This is a genomic window from Flavobacterium sp. RSSA_27, assembly GCF_051547125.1.
Taxonomy (GTDB): Bacteria; Bacteroidota; Bacteroidia; order Flavobacteriales; family Flavobacteriaceae; genus Flavobacterium.
Genome location: NZ_JBPTTN010000002.1, coordinates 21,072 through 43,197, shown reverse-complemented (window position 1 = coordinate 43,197; position 22,126 = coordinate 21,072). Strand labels below are relative to the sequence as shown.

The window sequence follows — 22,126 nt, the reverse complement described above, 5'->3', positions numbered from 1 at the left end:
ATTATTAACCTAAAAGGTGTTTTTTATTTTTCGTTTGCGAAATTAATAAATAATTTAAATATAAATTACATTTAATGTAATTTTTACCGAATTTTTAAAATCATACCTCTTTCGTTATTATTATTACTTCCAATCAAAAAATTAGAACTTTTTGGTATAATTTTAAAAGTAAATCCTTGGTTTTTTAACAATTCTAAAATAACTATACATTCTTTAAAAGAAACAACCTCATTATCTAGTATGATTTCGGCACCATGCTTTCTCTTAAAAAGACACGAATTTACCATTTTTTCTCCTTCATAAGGCTGAAAAAGCACTTTTTTTCCTAAAACCAATTGCAACTCCTTGACTAATTTTTCATTAGAAGAATACAGTAAATAGGTATTAGGCTCTTTTTGATTCATGGTTTTTCCTTGAAGTGTTTTGAATAAAGAAAAAAAGAAAATTCCCAATTGCATAAAAGTTTCAAAGAAAAACGAAACCTTAAAATGTTTTTGATAAAAAAAACGCATCGCTTCCTGAAAGCGTTTCATATATATACCGTCTTTTATAGTGCTTTCTCCTTTGTAATGCAGAACGGTGGTTTGGTGAAAATAAAAATTATCTTTTCCTTTTTGCAACACTTGATAGGACAAGTCGATATCATCGGAGTACATAAAGCAATTTTCATCAAAACCACCCACTTCAAGGTACAATTCGCGGGGGAGAAACATAAAAGCCCCTACAAGTATATCCACTTTACCCGTTTGATCAGGACGCAAATGCTGTGCATAATATTTTGTAAAAATAGAAACAGTAGGAAACCATCTGTACAAGCCCATAACTTTGGTAAAAGCCACCCAAGGGGTAGGAACACCGCGTTTGCTCTCGGGCAAAAAATTACCTGAACCATCAATGAGTTTTACACCCACAATACCTAGATTCTCTTGAGTTTTAGCAAAATTCAAAACCTTTTCAAAAGTATCTTCAGCCACGACTGTATCAGGATTCAAAATACAAATATAGTTACCCTTAGCGGCAGCTACTCCAATGTTATTCCCTTTAGGAAAACCCAGATTTTTGGTATTCTGAATGAGTTTCACTTCTGGAAAGCGAGTGTGCATCATAGTGCAACTATCATCAAAAGATCCATTATCGACAACGATGATTTCTCCTTCAACGTTTTCTAACGCTTTTTGAACGCTAAGCACACATTGTTCTAAGAAAAAACGAACGCTGTAGTTGAGAATGATAACTGATAATTGCATGATGCAAATATAATGAGATAATATTCTCTCAAAAACTCTAATGATAATTCTTATAATTAAAATAATGGCACCAAAGTAATTCCTTATTTTTACGATTCCATTTGCATGAAAATCTATGAAATTCTTATTGTATACATTGTGTTGTTTTTCGATAGTTTATCCACAAGCGAATAAACCTACTGTTGATGCTATGGTAAAAAACAAAAACTGTGTATATCTCAAGACCAAAACAAAAGCCCTATTTTCAGTTCCGCTATCAGATTCTCTGAAAGAAACTTCGGGCCTTGTTTATTTTGACGGTTTGTTTTGGACACACAATGACGATCATGACACCACCCTTTATGGTTTGGACGCATCGGGTAAAATCAAAAGAAAAATCAAACTAAATAACGTGGTGAATCAGGATTGGGAAGAAATCACCCAAGATGATTCCTATTTATATATTGGAGACTTTGGCAACAACTATTCGGGAAATCGGACCAACTTGAACATTTTAAAAATTGACAAGACCACTTTATTACAACAACAACCTCGTATTGAAACCATTACTTTTTCGTATGGAAATCAAACCAATTTTAGTTCGCAAAAACCCAACACAACAGTTTTTGATTGCGAAGCTTTTATAGCAACGAAAGACAGTATTTATCTGTTTACTAAAGAATGGAAGTCTGCCACTACAAGTCTTTATGCTTTGGCCAACAAAACAGACCATCAAGTAGCACAACTACAAACTTCATTGGATTGCAAAGGCTTGATTACTGCTGCGACCTATTTGAAATCTGATAAAAAAATTGTGCTATGTGGGTATACCAAAAGCGGAAATCCTTTTTTATATCTTTTGTATGACTTTGTGGGAAATCACTTTTTCGCGGGTTGCAAAAAAAGAATCGATCTACAACTGCCGTTTCATCAACTAGAAGGGATTACAACAACTGATGGCAAGACTTTTTATCTAAGCAATGAAGCATTGATCAGAAAACCTTTCTTGAAGATTCCGCAACAATGGCATGTGGTGGAATTGAAAGATTAAATAATAAAGAAGTTCTTTGCCAAACAATAACAAGAAACATATAAGTTGCATCCTTTTTTTCTAGACCTTACAGGTTTCAAAAACCTGTCAGGTCTAGAAAAAAGATATAACAGGACCCATACTTGCTGAAAATGCCTTTTGAGGCTGTTCCTAAAAACCCCACTTGTCCTTAGAGAAATAATTCACAAATGGCATAGAATAGTTTACTTTTGCAAAAAAATAAGCACTGTGAATTACTTATCTGTCGAAAACATCTCGAAGTCTTTTGGAGAAAGAACCCTTTTTGAAAACCTTTCGTTTGGAATTAATAAGGACCAAAAAATTGCCTTTATTGCAAAAAATGGATCGGGAAAAACCTGCATCATGAAAATTATTAATGGCGAAGACGAGCCCGATACAGGACAAGTGATAATTCGTAAAGACATAAAAATGGCGTTTTTGTCGCAAGACCATAATTTGCAAGACGAATTGACGATTGAGGAAAGTATTTTCGCTTCGGATAATGAAATTTTGAAAGTGATTGAACGCTACGAAAAAGCATTGGAAAATCCTGAAGATGAAGAAGCGTATCAAAAAGCGTTTGACCAAATGGATCAGTACAATGCATGGGATTTTGAAACGCAGTTTAAACAAATTTTGTTCAAATTAAAGTTAGAAGACTTTAAACTGAAGGTTAAAAATTTGTCGGGTGGACAGAAAAAAAGATTGTCTTTGGCTATCATTTTGATCAATCGACCAGACTTGTTGATTCTAGACGAACCTACCAATCACTTGGATTTGGAGATGATTGAATGGTTGGAAAGTTATTTTGCGAAAGAAAACATTACGTTGTTTATGGTGACGCACGATCGTTTCTTTTTGGAGCGCGTATGTAACGAAATCATTGAATTAGACAATGGTAAATTGTACCAATACAAAGGCAATTATTCCTATTATTTGGAGAAAAAAGAAGAACGTATCGCCTCCGAAAATGCAAGTATTGACAAAGCTCAAAACTTATTTGTAAAAGAATTGGAATGGATGCGTAGGCAACCTAAAGCCCGTACGACCAAGTCGAAATCGCGTCAGGACGATTTTTACATCATCAAGGAAAAAGCCCAAAGTAGACGACGAGAGAATAAAGTGGAACTCGAAATCAACATGGAACGCATGGGCAGCAAAATCATTGAATTGCACAAAATCTCTAAGAAATTCAAAGATCGGGTGATTTTGGACAACTTTAGTTTTGATTTTCAACGAGGTGAACGCATTGGGATAATTGGAAAAAACGGGACTGGAAAATCTACTTTTTTGAATGTACTTACTGGTACTTTACCAGCAGATAATGGAAAAGTAATTGTGGGTGACACCATTAAAATTGGGTATTACACCCAATCAGGAATTAACCCAAAACCCAATCAAAGAGTTATTGACATCATCAAAGAATACGGTGAGTACATACCACTAAGCAAAGGACGAATGATTTCAGCATCACAATTGCTGGAACGCTTTCTTTTTGATGCCAAAAAACAATATGATTTTGTAGAAAAATTAAGCGGTGGCGAATTAAAACGCTTGTATTTGTGTACTGTTTTGATTCAGAATCCTAACTTTTTAATTCTCGATGAGCCTACCAATGACTTAGATATAGTGACCTTGAATGTCTTGGAAAATTTCCTTCTGGACTACCCAGGTTGCTTGCTAGTAGTATCGCACGACCGTTATTTTATGGATAAAATTGTGGATAATTTGTTTGTTTTTAGAGGCCAAGGAGCGATAGAAAATTTCCCAGGCAATTATTCCGATTTTAGGGCTTATGAAGACAGTGCCGATGTTGCTCAAAAAGAAGAAAATAAAGCCGAGAAAAAAGATTGGAAACAAAATAATCCCACTGGAAACTTATCCTTTAACGAGCAAAAAGAATATCAAAAAATAGAAAAAGAGATTAAAGAACTCGAACAAGAAAAAGCCAAAATAGAACAACTTTTTGTGGATGGTCAAGTCGTAGAAATTGAAAAGAAAGCCAAAGAGTTAGAAAACATTATCAAAAAAATCGAGACCAAAGAAGAACGTTGGTTTGAACTGTCGGCAAAATTAGAAGGGTAATATGAGCTTCATTTTCAGACGACATTATTGATTTTTCAAAAATGGGTTGTTCAAATGAAGTCATTACAACTAACAAATCTTTAATAAAACATTAACCCTTCCTTAAGTTCTTTTGCTTCATTAAATAGTAATTTTGTGCTCGTTAAAAAAATACTTTTATGAAAAACTTTTTATTATTCCTTTTTGTTTTACCACTATTCGTTTCTTGTTCAAATGAGCCGCTAGAAGCAATAGATTATTCAGCTAAAAATGATGAACAAATCAATGAATATTTAAAAAAGAATGACTTAACTGCTCAAAAAACAGAAAGTGGCTTATACTACATTATTACTCAAGAAGGAACCGGTGATGCGTTTCCTACAGACAACTCAAATGTGACAGTTGCCTACAAAGCTACTTTTTTAAATGGTTCTCTTTTAGATCAAAGCACTTCTACTGGCATAACTGTTCCTTTAAAAAGCACCATTAATGGTTGGAGAGAAGGTATTAAATATTTCAAAAAAGGAGGTAAAGGTATGCTTTTAATTCCTGCCCATTTAGCTTATGGCAGTTTTAATTATGGCTCAATTCCTGGCGGTTCCGTACTCATTTTTGAAATAGAATTGATTGAATTCAATTAATCGAAATACAGTTTACAATAAAAAGCCACTATCGCCTCTGTGATAGTGGCTTTTTTTATGCCTAACAACCAATACAATGGTTTTCTTACAGAAATTCAACTTGTGAAAACCATATTTTTAAAATACTTTTATAGGAAAACAAATTGAATGAAAAAACCACTTTTTTTTCTAGTGTTCTGTTGTTCCTTTTGCCTTCACGCTCAGCATGATGATGAAAAAATATCCAACAGTTCATCCGCTTCAAAAAAATACAATTTCGGCATTGAACTCGATGGCTTACCTTATGCCACAGGAGGTTACTTTGCAGGAGCTTGGATAGGAAAAAACCAATGGCGAACTCGTGCACTTTTAGCCGATGTAAACTTACCCGATTTTACTACCAAAAAAGGATTTACAAACCATCACGTTCGCGCTTATGCGGTGCTTCTGGATCGCTTTCTTACTCAAAATTGGAAAGGTTGGTGGGTGGGTGCAGGACCTGTGTATTGGAAAAGCACGATTGAGGATGAATACCGAAAAGCAACCAAAAACTTTGAAAACATCCTTTTAAACGGCAGTATTGGCTACAATTTTATCCTCTATAAAAATCTTTATGTATCACCTTGGGCTGGGATGAGTTGCAAAATTGGAGGTAATGACCATTTTACACTTGAAAACAAAGCCTATAAACTACCGCTTTTAAACCCAGAGCTATCATTAAAAATTGGTATTTTCTTATAAATTCAATCACTTTCAGAAGTAATCAAACTAAAACTTTTGGCTTTCCTATAAAGTGTATTCATAACTCATTTGCACAATCAAATCATGCTTTTCCAACTACAATCATTTTTGTCCTTTTTATGGCAATCTAAAAACGAACACGGGGTGCATTCCCCTTTTGTATTCGCGTTAGTAACTCGTTGCTTTTATGATAAAAAAAAGAAACCAGAATATACCCATTTAAAAAACTACAGAAAAGAATTACTTGACAACAAAAACACTATCACTGTTACCGATTTTGGTGCGGGTTCAAGGGTATTCAAATCACCCCAAAGACAGGTTTCAAAAATTGCACAAACTGCTGGAATTTCTCCAAAAAGAGCCGAGTTATTATGTAGAATTGTTCAGTTTTTCCAGCCAAAATCAATTTTAGAAATTGGCACTTCGGTTGGATTAGCTACTTCTGCACTGGCCTTAGGGAATCCAAAAGCCAAAATTACAACATTAGAGGGTTGTCCAGAAACTTCAAAAATAGCCAAAGAGCAATTACAGCAAAGTAATTTTGAAAATGTAACTACAGTCACCACCCAATTTGAAACGTTTTTTACTTCAGACCAGCTCGATAGCGACTACGATTTCATATATTTTGATGGAAATCATTCTAAGGAAGCAACTTTGCATTATTTTGAACATTTAGTACCCACTATAAACAACGAAACCGTTTGGATTTTTGACGATATTCATTGGTCATCTACCATGGAAGAAGCATGGGACATTATAAAAAAACACCCAAAAGTAAAAGTAACTATAGACACCTTTCAATGGGGCATGGTTTTCTTCAGAAAGGAACAGGCTAAAGAGCATTTTGTTATTAGGGTTTAACTAAAAAATAAAACAATATGACAATTCAACAACTTTTCACAAATAACAAAGAATGGGTCAAAAAGCAATTGCATAGTGATCCTTATTTTTTTGAAAATTTATCAAAAAAGCAAGAACCTGAATTTTTATATATTGGTTGTTCAGATAGTCGTGTTACAGCAGAGGAACTCATGGGATTGCATCCAGGAGACGTTTTTGTACATCGCAATATTGCCAATTTAGTTCCTAATACCGACTTAAATTCGATGTCAGTAATCAACTATGCGGTAAACCATCTGAAAGTAAAACACATTATAGTTTGCGGACATTATGGTTGTGGTGGTATTGCGGCAGCGATGAAACAATCGGATTTAGGGCTTTTAAATCCTTGGTTAAGAAATATTAGAGACGTGTACCGCTTGCATTTCAAAGAACTAGAAGATATCTCTGATCAAGAGGCTAGAAATCGTAGATTAGTAGAACTCAACGTGCAGGAACAATGCATCAACATTATAAAAATGGCCGAAATTCATAAGGCAAATCAAGAACGACAATTGATAGTGTATGGATGGGTATTTGATATCGCTACTGGCAAACTAATCGATTTAAAAATTGATTTTGAAAGTATTCTAAAAAAAATTACGACGGTTTACAAAATCACACCATAATTTGTAAGCAAATTACAATTGAAATAGTGTAACAAAAAAACACCCTTGAAGACCAACTACTACCGTAAAACGATTTACATTTAATGCAAAAAAAAAGAATCATTAATTTTATTCTATACAAATGGCAAAACCACTGATTAAAATAACCAATATCAAAAGAAATTTTCAGCTAGGAAACGAAACGGTTTATGTATTAAAAGGCATTGATTTAGAAATAAACAAAGGCGAATACGTGGCTCTTATGGGACCTTCTGGATCTGGAAAATCAACATTGATGAACCTTTTAGGCTGTTTGGACACTCCTACTTCGGGCAATTATGTTTTAAACGGCAAAGATGTGAGTAAAATGCGAGATGATGAATTGGCAGAAATCAGGAATAAAGAAATTGGTTTTGTCTTTCAAACCTTTAACTTGTTGCCTAGAACAACTGCCTTGGATAATGTTGCTTTACCCATGATCTATGCAGGCTATTCAAAAAAAGATCGTGTGAATCGCGCCACCGAAGTGTTGACACAAGTTAATTTATCCGACCGAATGGACCACCAACCCAATCAACTATCTGGAGGTCAACGTCAACGTGTAGCCATTGCTAGAGCTTTAGTGAATAAACCTTCCATCATTTTGGCCGATGAGCCTACCGGTAACCTAGACAGTAAAACTTCGGTTGAGATCATGAAATTGTTTGGTGACATTCACGCTCAAGGAAACACCGTTATCTTAGTTACTCACGAGGAAGATATTGCTGCATATGCTCACCGTGTAATTCGTTTGAGAGACGGATTGATAGAAACTGATACTACAAAATAATACAGACTAACTAAGACTATACCTATGTTTAAGAAATCCCTTTTATCGCTATTATTCTTATGTTCTATTTCAACTGCTATAGCACAAGACCTCATCCAATGGAAAGAAGCTTCAAGCAATGGTTATACCTATAAATATGTCACAAATGACGCTACCAAAGCCCGTTTCTATACGTTAAAAAACGGCTTAACCGTTATTTTAAGTCCAACAAAAAAAGATCCTAGAATTCAGGCATACATTGCTATTAAAGCAGGAAGCAAAACCGATCCGGCTACCAATACTGGATTAGCACATTACTTAGAGCACATGCTTTTTAAAGGAACGGACAAATACGGCACCTTGGATTGGGCTAAAGAAAAAGTAGAATTAGACAAAATTGATGCTTTGTATGAGCAATTCAACAAATCAAAAGACAGCATCGAAAGAAAAGAAATCTATAAGAAAATCGATCAAACTTCGGGAGTTGCCAGTAAATATGCTATTGCCAATGAGTACGACAAAATGATGTCGGCTATGGGCGCACAAGGAACGAATGCTTTTACTTCTTTTGAGCAAACTGTTTATACTGATGATGTTCCAAGTAGTTCTTTGGACAAATATTTGGCAGTACAGGCGGAACGTTTTAGAAATCCAATTCTAAGAATTTTTCATACCGAGCTAGAAGCCGTCTATGAAGAAAAAAACAGGAGTTTGGATAATGATGGTCGAAAAGTTTCTGAAGCGTTATTTGCCAACTTATTCAAAAAACACAATTATGGTTTACAAACCACTATTGGAACAGTTGAGCATTTAAAAAATCCATCTTTACTAGAAATCAGAAAGTATTTTAACAAATACTACGTGCCTAATAATATGGGTATTATCTTATCAGGTGATTTCAATCCAGACGAAGTAATTGCAAAAATAGACAAGGCTTTTGCTTATATGCAACCTAAAGCAATCGAAAAATACACTTTTGAACCAGAAGCACCAATAACAGCACCAATAGCGATTGAAGTTGTTGGCCCAGATGCGGAGAGTTTTGCCATCGGTTACCGTCTTCCTGGCAACAAAGACAAAGATGCCTTATTAGCGAATTTAGTTGGACAAGTGCTTACTAATGGCAAAGCCGGTTTATTGGATTTGAATTTAGTTAAGAAACAAAAAATGCTTCGCGCGAGCGCATTCAACTACAGCCTGATCGATTATAGTGTTCTTTATTTATCTGCAGCACCTACTACTGGTCAAACCTTAGAAGAAGCAAAAGCATTAGTCTTAGCTGAGATTGAAAATTTAAAGAAAGGAAACTTTGACGATGATTTAATTCCTTCAATCATCAATAACATTAAAAAAAGTAAAATCTACGAAACTGAAAAATACGGAGATCGCGCTAACAATTTAATGAGCAACTTTACTTCAGAATTAGACTGGAGAGATCAAGTAGCTTATGTAAACGATTTGTCAAAATTAAAAAAAGAAGATATTGTAGCCTTTGCTAACAAATATCTTGGAGACAATTATGTAGTCGTTTTCAAAAGAAAAGGAGAAAACAAAAACAAGATTAAAATTGAAAAACCACAAATTACTCCTGTTGAAACCAATGCGGACAAACAATCTGAGTTCTTAAAACAAGTCAACGCAATTCCAAGTATGGCTTCAACACCAGTATTTTTGGATTACAACAAAGACATTCAGAAATCTAAAATCGAAAAAGCAGAAGTACTTTATGTTCAAAACAAAGACAACTCTATTTTTAGATTAAAATACCGTTATAAAATCGGCACTCTAAATGACTCAAAACAAGCCTTAGCAACACAATACATTCAATTTTTAGGTACCGATAAAATGAGTGCCGAACAAATTTCAAAAGCATTCTATAAAATTGCGTGTAGTTTTAATATCTCAAGCGGTGAAGAATACACCACTGTGAGCATTGAAGGATTACAAGAAAATTTTGAAAAAGCAGTTCAATTGTACGAAGAAGTGATTTCAAATGCCAAAGCTGATGAAAACGCTTTGAAAGCTTTAAAAGCAAGGATTGCAAAATCTAGAAAAGATGTAAAAGCAAACAAAAATGCAATTTTACAAGGACTAACTAGCTATGCTACTTATGGTCCAGTCAATAAATTCAACTCTATTTTAACAACAGCTGAATTAGAATCCTTGACAACAGAAGATTTAATGAGTCGTTTGAAAAATATGAACAATTACGAACAAACGATCATTTATTATGGTCCAGCACCATTAACTACTTTTGTGAATCAATTAAAAGCCCTACACAAAGTTCCAGCAACTTTTACTGCAACACCAGCAGCGAAAGTTTTCAAGCCATTGGTACAAACTCAAAATCAAGTGTTTTTTACCAATTATGATATGGTACAAGCTGAAACGCGTTGGGTAAGAAATACGGAAACCTATGATGCCAATAAAAATGCAATCATTAATGTATTCAATAACTATTTCGGTGGCGGTATGGGATCAGTAGTTTTTCAAACTATCAGAGAAAGTAAAGCCTTAGCTTATAGCACCTATGGATATTATGTAGAACCACAAAAGAAAGAAGACAACTACCTTGTATTGAATTACGTTGGAAGTCAAGCAGACAAATTCAAAGAAGCTACAACAGCGATGAATGAACTTTTGAACAACTTACCTGAATTACCCGAAAATTTAAATTTAGCCAAAGGTCAAGTTAAAAAAGACATTCAAACCGAGAGAATCACTCAAGACAACATTATCTTTAATTACCTAGCTGCTAAACAATTGGGATTAAAAGACGATATTAGAAAAAAGACATTCTCAACTGTAGAACAAATTTCTATGAAGGACCTCAAAACTTTTCACAATACCTTCATAGCCAATAAACCATACAGTTATGCTATTGTAGCATCTGAAAGTAAGATTGATATGAATGAAATGAAAAAACTAGGAGAAATAAAGAAAGTATCTTTAGAAGAAATTTTCGGATTCTAATCTTTTTATCCACTAAAGAAAGACTGCTTTTAGCGGTCTTTTTTTATATTTACAGCCATCAACAACCATTGATAAAATAAACTAAGAACACTTACCCTAATGAAAGTATATACTAAAACTGGTGACTCAGGAACCACATCCCTATTTGGAGGAACGCGAGTACCAAAAGATCACGCTCGAATTGAAAGCTACGGCACAGTCGATGAGCTGAACTCCTACATTGGCTTGATTCGGGATCAAGAAATGGACAACCATTACAAAAACACACTTATAGAAGTGCAAGATCGCTTATTTACCATCGGCGCCATTCTTGCCACTCCACCAGAAAAAGAGGTGCTAAAAAATGGTGAGTTGCGTCTAAAAAAATTAGGCATTACTGATCAAGATATTGAGTTCCTTGAAATAGAAATTGACACAATGGAAGCTTTATTGCCTCCAATGACGCATTTTGTACTTCCAGGCGGACACACCACCGTGTCATATTGTCATATTGCCCGTTGTGTATGCCGACGTGCAGAGCGCTTAGCGGTACATTTAAGTCATAATGAGCCAGTAGCTCCAATAGCAATTCAGTACTTAAACCGACTTTCTGACTACCTTTTTGTATTGGCACGAAAGTTGACCCTAGACTTAAACGCAGAGGAAGTAAAATGGATTCCTAGAAAGTAAAAACTTTCTTAAAATTCCATTTTTAAATCCCAAATTCCAATCCTTCAAAGTTAAAATTTAGCAATAGAAATTTCTTTTTTGGAACTTGGATTTTCTTGCTTGGAATTTGGAATTTCTTCTTTAGAATTTTTAAAAATAACGTTCTTAACTTTACGCAAAATTAAATTGCATTTTACTTGTTTTATTCCGTAAAAAAATTATTTTTGCACAAATTAAATCGACAAAATATGTATTGGACATTAGAATTAGCATCTTATTTAAGTGATGCACCATGGCCTGCTAACAAAGACGAACTTATTGACTACGCTATTAGAGCTGGTGCTCCATTAGAAGTAGTAGAAAACCTTCAATCTATTGAAGATGAGGGCGAGATATATGAATCAATGGAAGAAATTTGGCCAGATTATCCTACGGACGAAGATTACCTTTGGAACGAGGATGAGTATTAAAAAGTAACCCAAGAAAAAGTCTCAAAAAAGAGGCTTTTTTTTTGTTAGAAATAACACAAAATAAAAAACAGAAATACAACTAAATCATGAGTTTCATAAACAGCATATTAAAAGTATTTGTAGGTGACAAGTCTCAAAAAGATGTCAAAGCTTTACAACCTTATCTAAATAAAATTAAGAGTTTTGAAAGTACTCTTCAAGCTCTTTCACACGATGAATTGAGAGCCAAAACTGCTTTCTTTAAAGAAAAAATCAAGCAAGCAAGAGCCGAGAAAGATGCCAAAATTGCTGCTTTAAAAGAAGAAGTAGAAACTATTTCGGATATCGACAAAAGAGAAGATATTTATATCGCTATTGATGCTTTGGAAAAAGAAGCTTATGATATTTCTGAAAAAACTTTACTAGAAATTCTTCCTGAAGCTTTTGCAGTAGTAAAAGAAACAGCTAGAAGATTCAAAGAAAATACAACAATTAGTGTTACTGCTACTCCAAAAGACAGAGAATTATCAGCTACTAAAAGCTATATCAACATTGTTGGCGATACAGCTAATTGGGCTAATTCATGGAATGCCGCTGGTAAAGAAATCACTTGGGACATGATTCACTACGACGTTCAGTTGATTGGCGGTATGGTGTTGCACCAAGGTAAAATTTCTGAGATGCAAACGGGTGAAGGAAAAACATTAGTTGCTACGCTTCCTTTGTACTTAAATGCTTTGACAGGAAACGGAGTACACTTAGTAACCGTAAATGACTACTTAGCAAAACGTGATAGTACTTGGAAAGCTCCTTTGTTCGAATTTCATGGTTTGACTGTTGATTGTATTGACAACCACGAACCTAATTCTGAGGGTAGAAAAAAAGCCTACGATGCAGACATCACTTACGGAACCAATAACGAATTTGGTTTTGATTACCTAAGAGACAATATGGCACATTCGCCTGAGGATTTAGTGCAACGTAAACACAATTACGCCATTGTCGATGAGGTGGATTCTGTTTTGATTGATGACGCTAGAACGCCTTTGATTATTTCTGGCCCAGTTCCTCAAGGAGACCGTCATGAATTTTTAGAATTAAAACCCAAAATCGAAAACTTAGTCAGTTTACAACGTCAAATAGCCAATGGATTTTTGGCAGAAGCTAAAAAGCTAATCAAAGAAGGAAACACCAAAGATGGTGGTTTCAATTTATTGAGAGCCTACAGAAGTTTACCAAAAAACAAAGCATTGATTAAATTCTTGAGTGAAGAAGGTATCAAACAATTGCTTCAAAAAACCGAAAATCAATACATGCAAGACAACAATCGCGAAATGCATATTGTTGACGAAGCTTTATATTTTGTAATTGAAGAAAAAAACAATCAAGTAGAATTGACAGATAACGGAATCAAATTCCTTTCTGGTGATACTGATGCAGACTTTTTTGTGCTTCCAGACATTGGAACTGAAATAGCCAATATAGAAAAACAACACTTGGACAAAGATGCCGAAGCAGAAGCTAAAGAACGTTTGTTCCAAGATTTTGGTGTAAAAAGCGAACGTATCCATACTTTGACACAATTATTAAAGGCCTATACGCTTTTTGAAAAAGATGTAGAATATGTAATCATGGACAATAAAATCCTTATTGTTGATGAACAAACAGGACGTATCATGGACGGACGTCGTTATTCTGACGGATTACATCAAGCCATTGAAGCTAAAGAAAATGTAAAAATTGAAGCAGCCACTCAAACTTTTGCTACTGTTACTTTGCAAAATTACTTCAGAATGTATAATAAGCTGGCTGGAATGACTGGTACAGCTGTAACAGAGGCTGGCGAGTTATGGCAAATCTACAAATTGGATGTTGTTGAAATTCCAACAAACAAGGGAATATCCAGAATTGACAAAGACGATTTGATTTACAAAACCACTCGTGAAAAATTCAATGCTGTAATAGAAGATGTTACCGAATTGTCTAAAGCAGGAAGACCAGTCTTGATTGGAACTACTTCTGTTGAAATCTCAGAATTATTGAGCAGAATGCTTAAAATGCGTGGTATTACTCACAACGTATTGAATGCCAAAATGCACAAACAAGAGGCTCAAATTGTTGAAGAAGCAGGTAAACCAGGTGTGGTAACTATTGCTACGAACATGGCGGGTCGTGGAACGGATATCAAATTGACTCCAGAGGTAAAAGCAGCTGGTGGATTGGCTATTATCGGTACGGAACGTCACGATTCGCGTCGTGTGGACCGTCAGTTACGTGGTCGTGCAGGTCGTCAAGGAGACCCAGGAAGTTCTCAATTCTATGTTTCTTTAGAAGATAACTTAATGCGTTTGTTTGGTTCTGAAAGAGTAGCCAAAGTAATGGATAGAATGGGCTTACAAGAAGGTGAAGTAATTCAACATTCTATGATGACCAAATCTATTGAACGTGCACAGAAAAAAGTAGAAGAAAACAACTTTGGAGTTCGTAAACGTTTATTAGAATATGATGACGTAATGAACGCACAACGTGAAGTGGTATACAAACGTCGTCGTCATGCTTTGTTTGGCGAGCGTTTGAAATTAGATATCGCCAATATGTTGTATGATACTTGCGAATTGATTGTTACCAACAATAAATTAAGCAACGATTACAAAAACTTCGAGTTTGAATTGATTCGTTATTTCTCTATTACATCACCAGTTAGCGAAAGTGATTTTGCCAAACTGAATGAAATGGAATTAACTGGAAAAGTGTACAAAGCTACTTTGGATTTTTACACCGAAAAAACAGCAAGAAGTGCTAGAGAGGCCTTCCCTATTATCAAAAGTGTATATGAGGACCCAAACAACCAATTCGAGCGCATTGTAGTTCCTTTCTCTGACGGCATCAAATCCTTGAATGTGGTGACCGATTTGAAAAAAGCTTATGATACTGAAGGAGCACAATTAGTAGCTGATTTTGAGAAAAACATCACTTTAGCGATTGTAGACGAAGCTTGGAAAAAACATTTACGTAAAATGGACGAATTGAAACAATCGGTTCAATTGGCAGTTCACGAACAAAAAGACCCCTTGCTTATTTACAAGTTAGAAGCCTTCAACTTATTCCGCTCTATGTTGGATAATGTGAATAAAGAAGTGATTTCATTCTTGTTTAAAGGTGACTTACCAGCTCAAGAAAATCAAAGAATTCAAGAAGCTAAAGAAGTTGCTCGTCCAAAAGACGACTACCAATTGAATAAAGACGAAATCGAGAACAGCGAAAGTATCAATCGTGAGGCAGGACAAACACAAGCCCGTCAGGTGACTGAAACTATTGTTCGCGACCAGCCTAAAATTAATCGTAATGACACGGTAACTATTCAAGAAGTAGCTACTGGTAAAACCGAAACGATGAAATACAAAAAAGCTGAAAGCTTATTAGCAGCTGGAACTTGGGTTTTAGTAAGCTAAACCCAATTTTATATAACAAAACAAAGGCTACCCAAAAAGTAGCCTTTGTTGTTTTTATGCCACTTGTTACTTTTCAACGGATTAAAATCGGTTGCTACAACATGTGTTGTTCCTACGGAACAATAATATTATTTCCCATTCTCCTCAAAGTAACGCGCCTCGATGCGTTTGATATCTTTGATGGATTTTCGTGCCCAATCGAGTCGTTTTTCGAGAATTTGGGCTTCGGTTAATTGCCAAGGAATATCGGAATTGCGCAATCGATTGGTTAGATTTTGCAAAATAATTGCAGCGGATACTGAAATATTCAAACTTTCAGTGAAACCTACCATAGGGATTTTGAGAAATCCATCGGCTTTTTGCATAATCTCTTCTGATAAACCTTCTTTTTCGGTACCAAAACACAAAGCGCTGGGTTTAGAAAAATCAAAATCCTCCAAATCACAATCGTCTGTGTGAGGTGTGGTGGCTATGATTTGGTAACCTTTACTTTTTAGCGTATCGATACAATTGCTTACCGAATCAAATGGGGTAATATCGACCCATTTTTGAGCGCCCATAGCGATTTGTTTGTCGATTCGTTTTCCAAAACGCTGCTCGATTACATTCATATTTTGTACCCCAAAAACCTCGCAACTACGCATAACCGCACTTGCATTGTGCATTTGAAAAACATCTTCGACCACCACTGTAAAGTGATTGGTTCTGTTTTTGAGTACTTTTAAAAAATTTTCTTTTCTATTGTCGGTTAAAAATCCTTCCAAATAGTCTAGGTAATCCAAATTTATCATTCCCAATTTTTTCGGCAAAAATAAGAAAAGATTAGAATATGGAATTGGGATTTGGGATTTTGGGATTTGGGATTTGGGATTTGTCCCTACAGCTATCGAGACAATTTTAAAGGGTATTCAATTGTTGTTTTAGTAGGGCGACTTCGGTGGGATTGGGAAGTTCGCTGTGGTCGGTAATCGCGGCGGAATGGTAGTACACGGCTCGGGTGGTTTGGCTCAGCCAGTGGGCATTGCTCGAGCGCAATCCGCCTCCAGGCATCACCGTAATGCGGTCACTAGCGTGTGCGACCAATTGTTGTAGGAGGTCAGCGCCTTCGGTCACATTGGTGCGCACACCAGAAGTGAGGACTGTTTTGAAGCCACAAGCCACTAACGTTTCTAACCCTTGCAGCGAATTAGCAATGCCATCGAAAGCGCGGTGAAAGGTGCAAGGCAACGGATGCGCCAAGTGCACCAAAGCCGCATTGGCCTCGGTATGAATGCTGCCGTCGGGATGGAGTATCCCAAACACAAAACCATCGACGCCGAGATTTTTGAAAGCGGTAATGCTGTTTTTCATCGCTTGGAACTCGGTTTGGGTGTAGACAAAGTCGCCTTCGCGTGGGCGAATCATCACGTTGAGCGCTACGGTGGTCAGGGCACGTGCGGCTTGGACCATTTCGGCGGGAGGTGTGATGCCACCAGCGGCTCGGTCGAGACACAATTCGATTCTGTCGGCACCATTTTCTTGGGCGATGGCAATGGCGTCTAAGCTAAAACAGGCGATTTCTAATTGGTTCATTTTTATTCTTAGTTACAGGCTTTACTTTTTACTATGAAGAGGGTTACTTCGGTTGCTATCGTCTTTTTTGTCACCTCGAGCGCAGTCGAGAGGCTCTTCTGGTTATCGACTGTACTTTGGCTTCGCTCAGAATGACCGCTCAACTTGACAAAGTAAACATCATTTTATATTGTTTTTTAGCATAAAAATTATACTTAGAACTGACACTTGGTTTTTATTATCCTATATGTTCTTAATGATTCACTACTGTTTTATTTTAAAAAGTAGTTCGCATCGATGAGTTGGTTGCCCGAAGCATCGTGCACCGCGTAATTGAATCCACCTTGAATGCAATACGAGCCATACTCGCCTTGCTTGTTCAACGCAATAAATCCAACTTGGATGTCTTTGAGGTTTTTGCCACGGTTTTGGGTGAGTTTTACAATGCGTGCCACGGCTTCTTCGCAGGCTTCTTGTGGAGATTTTCCTTGTCGCATCAACTCAACCACCAAATGACAACCCGAAATACGCACGACTTCTTCGCCATGTCCTGTGGCGGTTGCGGCTCCAATTTCGTTATCGACATACAAACCTGCTCCAATAATGGGCGAATCGCCCAAACGGCCGTGCATCTTGAACGCCATACCGCTAGTGGTACAAGCGCCAGACAAATCTCCGTGACTGTCCAAAGCAATCATTCCAATGGTATCGTGGTTTTCGATATTGGCGATGGGTTTGTACTCGCTGGTTTTGAGCCATTCTTTCCACTCTTTTTCGCTGGCTTCGACCAATAAATTTTCTTTGGTAAATCCTTGCGAAAGGGCAAACTGCAAAGCCCCATCGCCTACCAACATCACATGAGGCGTTTTTTCCATCACTGCACGCGCCACCGAAATAGGATGCTTAATGTGTTCCAAACAACCCACGGCACCAATATTGGCTTTTTCGTCCATAATGCAAGCGTCGAGCGTAACACGTCCGTCGCGATCGGGTCGTCCACCGTAACCCACACTGCGCTCGTTGGGATCGCCTTCGGGAATTTTGACCCCTGCTTCTACTGCGTCTAAGGCTTTGCCATTATTTTTAAGGACTTCCCAAGCAGCGGCATTGGCTTGAAGACCAAAGTTCCAAGTGGACAACACTATAGGTTTTCGGATTTTGGAAGGGGTTGGAATAGGTGTTTCTTCTGAAGTAGCAGCAAACGAAGGCAAAACCACAGCGGCTGAGGCTATAGTAGCGGTTTTTAGAAAATGGCGACGGTTGGTCATGGCACTATTTTTTTGGTTGTGACCAAATTAGGAAAATTTAGAAGATCTAATGATATGAATAAACAAAAAAAGGTCTAGAACATTTGCTCTAGACCTTTCTTATCCTTAGTCGTAACTTTAATTTACCATTTGATAATCGCGCTTGCCCAAGTAAATCCACTACCAAAAGCAGCTAAAACAACTGTATCACCATCTTTGATTTTTCCTTGTTCCCAAGCTTCAGTCAAGGCGATTGGCACAGAGGCCGCGGTTGTGTTTCCGTATTTTTGAATGTTGTTGAATACTTGATCATCATTCAATTTGAATTTGTTCTGAATGAACTGAGAAATTCTCAAATTCGCTTGATGTGGAATCAACATATCAATATCTGAAACTTCTAAATTGTTCGCTTGTAATCCTTCATTGATTACCTCTGCAAAACGAACTACAGCATTTTTGAATACAAATTGTCCGTTCATGTAAGGGAAATAACTTTCGTCATTCGGGTCATTATCGGCCAAAATATCATTTACCCAACGACCACCCATTCCCGGCGCAATAAGCGATAATTCCTCAGCATGTTGTCCTTCTGAATGCAAATGCGTAGACAAAATTCCTTTGGTCAAATCTTCTTCTCTTGACAAAACAGCGGCTCCTGCCCCATCACCAAAAATTACTGATACACCACGACCACGTGTTGTCATGTCCAATCCTGAAGAATGTACCTCAGAACCAATTACCAAAACGTTTTTGTACATTCCAGTTTTGATGTATTGATCAGCCACTGACAATCCGTACACAAAACCTGAACATTGATTTCTAATATCAATAGCGCCAACAGTTTTTAAACCTAAATCGCGTTGCACCAAAACTCCTGGTCCTGGGAAATAATAATCAGGACTTAGAGTAGCAAAAACTACAAAGTCAATATCTTCTTTGGCAATACCGGCACGCTGAATAGCAATCTCGGCTGCTTTTACTCCCATTGTAGTGGTCGTATCTTCCCCTTTGATAATGTGGCGACGCTCTTTGATTCCGGTACGCTCTTGAATCCATTCATCATTGGTTTCCATTATCTTTGACAAATCGTCATTTGTAACCACATTTGAAGGAACATAAAATCCTAATCCTGCTATTTTAGAGTGATACATAAGTATTTGTTTTTCATTAAAAATTGATTGACAAAATTAAACATCTTTTAAAAAGACGCCACACAATTTAGTCTTTTTTTTGATATATTCATTTCAACAACAGTAAAATTATGACTTAACTACATTTTTACTTTGAAAAAAATTAATTCTAAACCCTTGTAACATTTTGCTCTAAATACTGTCTAATTCTCTTTGAAACATTTCTTTAACTAACTATTTACATTCATGAAGTTAAAACTCACACTCCTGTTTCTAGGTTTCGGTTTTTCTATCTTGGCTCAAGAAAATCTGAGCTATCAAAAACCTTCTAAATCCATTTTGGATTTAGCCGATTACGAACGCGCTCCTTCGGTTTCGATGGACACCAAAAAAGAATTTCTTTTGCTTTCTTACCGAAACACCTACAAAACGCTTGACGACCTCAACCAAGAAGAATTGCGTTTGGGTGGATTGCGTATCAATCCAATTACCAACATTTCGAGTACAGTAACGTACATCAACAATTTAAAACTTCGAAAAATAAAAGACAAAAACGAAGTTCAAGTGGCAGGATTACCGGCTAATGCAAAAATTAGCAATCTGTCTTGGTCGCCGAACGACACTAAAATTTTGTTTACAAATACCGCTGCCAATGGTGTAGAACTTTGGGTAATTGATGTCGCTTCGGCACAAGCCAAAAAACTAACTGAGGCGAATTTGAATGCTAACCTAGGTACTCCGTTTAGCTGGTTTGGCGACAACGAAACAGTATTGGTCAAACTATTGCCTAGCAACAGAAAGCCTTTATTGGATGCCAAAAAAGATTTGCCTGCGGGGCCAATCATCTCGAATGCTAGTGGTGCAAAATCCCAAAACAGAACCTATCCAGACATGTTGAAAAACAAAAATGACGAGATCAATTTTGAAAACATCATCACTTCTGAATTGTACAAAATCACATTGAGTGGTAACAAAACCCTTTTCAAATCGGCTGATATGTTTGCTGGTCAAAGTTTATCTCCTGATGGGAATTATATTATGATTACTACGATTCAAAAACCGTTTTCTTATATCGTGCCTTTGAATCGTTTCCCAATGAAATCTGTAGTGTATGACAAAAGCGGAAAGGAAGTAAAAGTCGTAAACGAAACTCCTTTGACCGAAATTATGCCAAAAGGATTTATGGCGGTTCAAAAAGGAAAAAGATCCCTGATGTGGAGAAACGACAAACCAGCTACTTTGGCTTTTGTAGAAGCGCTTGACGAAGGAGATCCAGCAAATAAAGTAGCGTTTAGAGACGAAGTGTTCTTATGGGAAGCTCCGTTCACTGCAAATCCAACTTCGTTAGTAAAAACACCTCAACGTTTTAGTGATATTACTTGGGGGAATGACAACGTTGCCATCGTATCGGATGAATGGTATGACACCAGAAATACCAAAACTTACTTGATCAATCCATCGAATCCATCACAACAGCCAAAAGTGATTACCGACAGAAACTCACAAGACGTATACGCTGACCCAGGTAATTTTGAAACTAGAAAAAACAAATACAACCGCTATGTTTTGGCTATCGAAAACGACAAAGCTTTCCGTATTGGAGATGGGTACACCAAAGAAGGACAATTCCCATTCATTGACGAATTGAACTTAAAAACGTTACAAAGCAAACGTTTGTATACCTCAACTTACAAAGACAAAAAAGAAGATTTGATTGAAGTAGAGGATTTCAAAAAAGGAACGGTTTTGGTACAAATTCAGTCCAAAAACGATTACCCAAATTACTTCTTTAGAAACATCAACCAAAAAGACAAACTTACTCCTATCACCGATTTCAAAAATCCATTTGAAAGCATCAAAAATGTGAGCAAAGAGGTAATCAAATACAAACGTAAAGATGGTGTTGAATTATCTGGAACCTTGTACTTGCCTGTAGGCTATGATAAAACCAAAAAAGAAAAATTGCCGTTATTAATTTGGGCCTACCCTGCCGAATACAAAGACAAAAACAGCGCGGGACAAAGCACTCAAAATCCTAACGAATTTACCTTTCCTAACTATGGCTCTTTTGTGTATTGGGTAACCAAAGGCTATGTGGTTTTAGACGACGCTTCGTTCCCAATTATTGGAGAAGGAAAAACCGAACCTAACGACAACTTTATTTCCCAACTAGTAGACAATGCTGAAGCTGCTATCAACGCAGTAGACGCTTTGGGTTATATCAACAGAAAAAAAGTTGCTGTGGGTGGTCACTCTTACGGTGCTTTCATGACGGCTAATTTGTTGACACATTCCAATCTTTTTGCTTGTGGGATTGCACGAAGCGGCGCTTACAACAGAACGTTAACGCCTTTTGGTTTTCAAAGTGAGCAACGCAATTACTGGGAAACCCCTGAGGTATACACGACCATGTCGCCTTTTATGCATGCGGATAAAATGAAAACTCCATTACTACTAGTTCACGGAGAAGCTGACAATAATCCTGGTACTTTTACTTTACAAACAGAACGCTATTTCCAAGCTATAAAAGGATTGGGTGGCCCTGCTCGTATGGTTATTCTACCTAAAGAAAGTCATGGTTACGCCGCCAAAGAAAACATCTTGCACTTACTTTGGGAACAAGATCAATTCTTAGAAAAATACTTAAAAAACTAAGTCAAATTAGTTCCACCAAAAAAA

General features: G+C 36.7%; 17 protein-coding genes. 12 read left to right on the top strand and 5 right to left on the bottom strand.

Going from position 1 to position 22,126, the window contains the following annotated elements; translation table 11 throughout:
* Nucleotides 1-83: 83 nt before the first annotated feature.
* Complete coding sequence (locus ACSVH5_RS03080) at nucleotides 84-1,247, bottom strand: glycosyltransferase family 2 protein (protein WP_438060001.1); 1,164 nt, start codon at nucleotides 1,245-1,247, stop codon at nucleotides 84-86.
* A 115-nt stretch (nucleotides 1,248-1,362) separates the two neighbouring features.
* On the opposite strand from ACSVH5_RS03080, the gene ACSVH5_RS03075 reads away from it, so the two are divergent.
* From ACSVH5_RS03075 to secA, 11 genes are all read left to right on the top strand, one after another.
* Nucleotides 1,363-2,277: a T9SS C-terminal target domain-containing protein gene (locus ACSVH5_RS03075; protein ID WP_438060000.1), complete on the top strand. Its 915-nt coding sequence runs from the start codon at nucleotides 1,363-1,365 to the stop codon at nucleotides 2,275-2,277.
* 228 nt (nucleotides 2,278-2,505) lie between these two features.
* The gene (locus ACSVH5_RS03070; protein ID WP_438059999.1) at nucleotides 2,506-4,362 is read left to right on the top strand and encodes an ABC-F family ATP-binding cassette domain-containing protein; all 1,857 of its coding nucleotides are present in this window, start codon (nucleotides 2,506-2,508) and stop codon (nucleotides 4,360-4,362) included.
* Nucleotides 4,363-4,520: 158 nt separating this feature from the next.
* Nucleotides 4,521-4,982 (top strand): FKBP-type peptidyl-prolyl cis-trans isomerase, encoded by a 462-nt coding sequence (locus ACSVH5_RS03065; RefSeq protein WP_438059998.1) that lies wholly within the window; start codon nucleotides 4,521-4,523, stop codon nucleotides 4,980-4,982.
* 147 nt (nucleotides 4,983-5,129) lie between these two features.
* Entirely contained in the window at nucleotides 5,130-5,702 is a 573-nt protein-coding gene (locus tag ACSVH5_RS03060) for a hypothetical protein (protein WP_438059997.1), read from the top strand.
* A gap of 84 nt (nucleotides 5,703-5,786) precedes the next feature.
* The gene (locus ACSVH5_RS03055) at nucleotides 5,787-6,563 is read left to right on the top strand and encodes an O-methyltransferase (protein ID WP_438059996.1); all 777 of its coding nucleotides are present in this window, start codon (nucleotides 5,787-5,789) and stop codon (nucleotides 6,561-6,563) included.
* A gap of 17 nt (nucleotides 6,564-6,580) precedes the next feature.
* Nucleotides 6,581-7,210, top strand: a complete 630-nt coding sequence (locus ACSVH5_RS03050) for a carbonic anhydrase (protein ID WP_438059995.1) — start codon at nucleotides 6,581-6,583, stop codon at nucleotides 7,208-7,210.
* Between the two features lie 121 nt (nucleotides 7,211-7,331).
* Entirely contained in the window at nucleotides 7,332-8,018 is a 687-nt protein-coding gene (locus ACSVH5_RS03045; protein WP_438059994.1) for an ABC transporter ATP-binding protein, read from the top strand.
* Between the two features lie 24 nt (nucleotides 8,019-8,042).
* Complete coding sequence (locus tag ACSVH5_RS03040) at nucleotides 8,043-10,970, top strand: M16 family metallopeptidase (RefSeq protein ID WP_438059993.1); 2,928 nt, start codon at nucleotides 8,043-8,045, stop codon at nucleotides 10,968-10,970.
* Nucleotides 10,971-11,069: 99 nt separating this feature from the next.
* Nucleotides 11,070-11,639 (top strand): cob(I)yrinic acid a,c-diamide adenosyltransferase, encoded by a 570-nt coding sequence (locus ACSVH5_RS03035; RefSeq protein ID WP_438059992.1) that lies wholly within the window; start codon nucleotides 11,070-11,072, stop codon nucleotides 11,637-11,639.
* A 227-nt stretch (nucleotides 11,640-11,866) separates the two neighbouring features.
* Nucleotides 11,867-12,088 (top strand): DUF2795 domain-containing protein, encoded by a 222-nt coding sequence (locus tag ACSVH5_RS03030; protein ID WP_007138072.1) that lies wholly within the window; start codon nucleotides 11,867-11,869, stop codon nucleotides 12,086-12,088.
* 86 nt (nucleotides 12,089-12,174) lie between these two features.
* On the top strand, nucleotides 12,175-15,519 hold the full coding sequence (gene secA / locus ACSVH5_RS03025; protein ID WP_438059991.1) for a preprotein translocase subunit SecA: 3,345 nt from the start codon (nucleotides 12,175-12,177) through the stop codon (nucleotides 15,517-15,519).
* A gap of 128 nt (nucleotides 15,520-15,647) precedes the next feature.
* Here secA and ACSVH5_RS03020 read toward each other — a convergent pair whose 3' ends face one another.
* The 4 genes from ACSVH5_RS03020 to ACSVH5_RS03005 all read right to left on the bottom strand — a co-directional run bounded on the left by ACSVH5_RS03020 (nucleotide 15,648) and on the right by ACSVH5_RS03005 (nucleotide 19,468).
* Nucleotides 15,648-16,310 carry a TrmH family RNA methyltransferase gene (locus ACSVH5_RS03020; RefSeq protein WP_438059990.1) on the bottom strand — a complete coding sequence of 221 codons (663 nt, stop codon included), beginning with the start codon at nucleotides 16,308-16,310 and terminating at the stop codon, nucleotides 15,648-15,650.
* 106 nt (nucleotides 16,311-16,416) lie between these two features.
* Nucleotides 16,417-17,091 (bottom strand): copper homeostasis protein CutC, encoded by a 675-nt coding sequence (locus ACSVH5_RS03015; protein WP_438059989.1) that lies wholly within the window; start codon nucleotides 17,089-17,091, stop codon nucleotides 16,417-16,419.
* 251 nt (nucleotides 17,092-17,342) lie between these two features.
* Nucleotides 17,343-18,338 (bottom strand): isoaspartyl peptidase/L-asparaginase, encoded by a 996-nt coding sequence (locus ACSVH5_RS03010; protein WP_438059988.1) that lies wholly within the window; start codon nucleotides 18,336-18,338, stop codon nucleotides 17,343-17,345.
* Nucleotides 18,339-18,460: 122 nt separating this feature from the next.
* Entirely contained in the window at nucleotides 18,461-19,468 is a 1,008-nt protein-coding gene (locus ACSVH5_RS03005; RefSeq protein ID WP_438059987.1) for a 3-oxoacyl-ACP synthase III family protein, read from the bottom strand.
* A 225-nt stretch (nucleotides 19,469-19,693) separates the two neighbouring features.
* Between ACSVH5_RS03005 and ACSVH5_RS03000 the strand changes: the two genes are divergently transcribed.
* Nucleotides 19,694-22,102 (top strand): prolyl oligopeptidase family serine peptidase, encoded by a 2,409-nt coding sequence (locus ACSVH5_RS03000; RefSeq protein ID WP_438059986.1) that lies wholly within the window; start codon nucleotides 19,694-19,696, stop codon nucleotides 22,100-22,102.
* Nucleotides 22,103-22,126 lie beyond the last annotated feature (24 nt).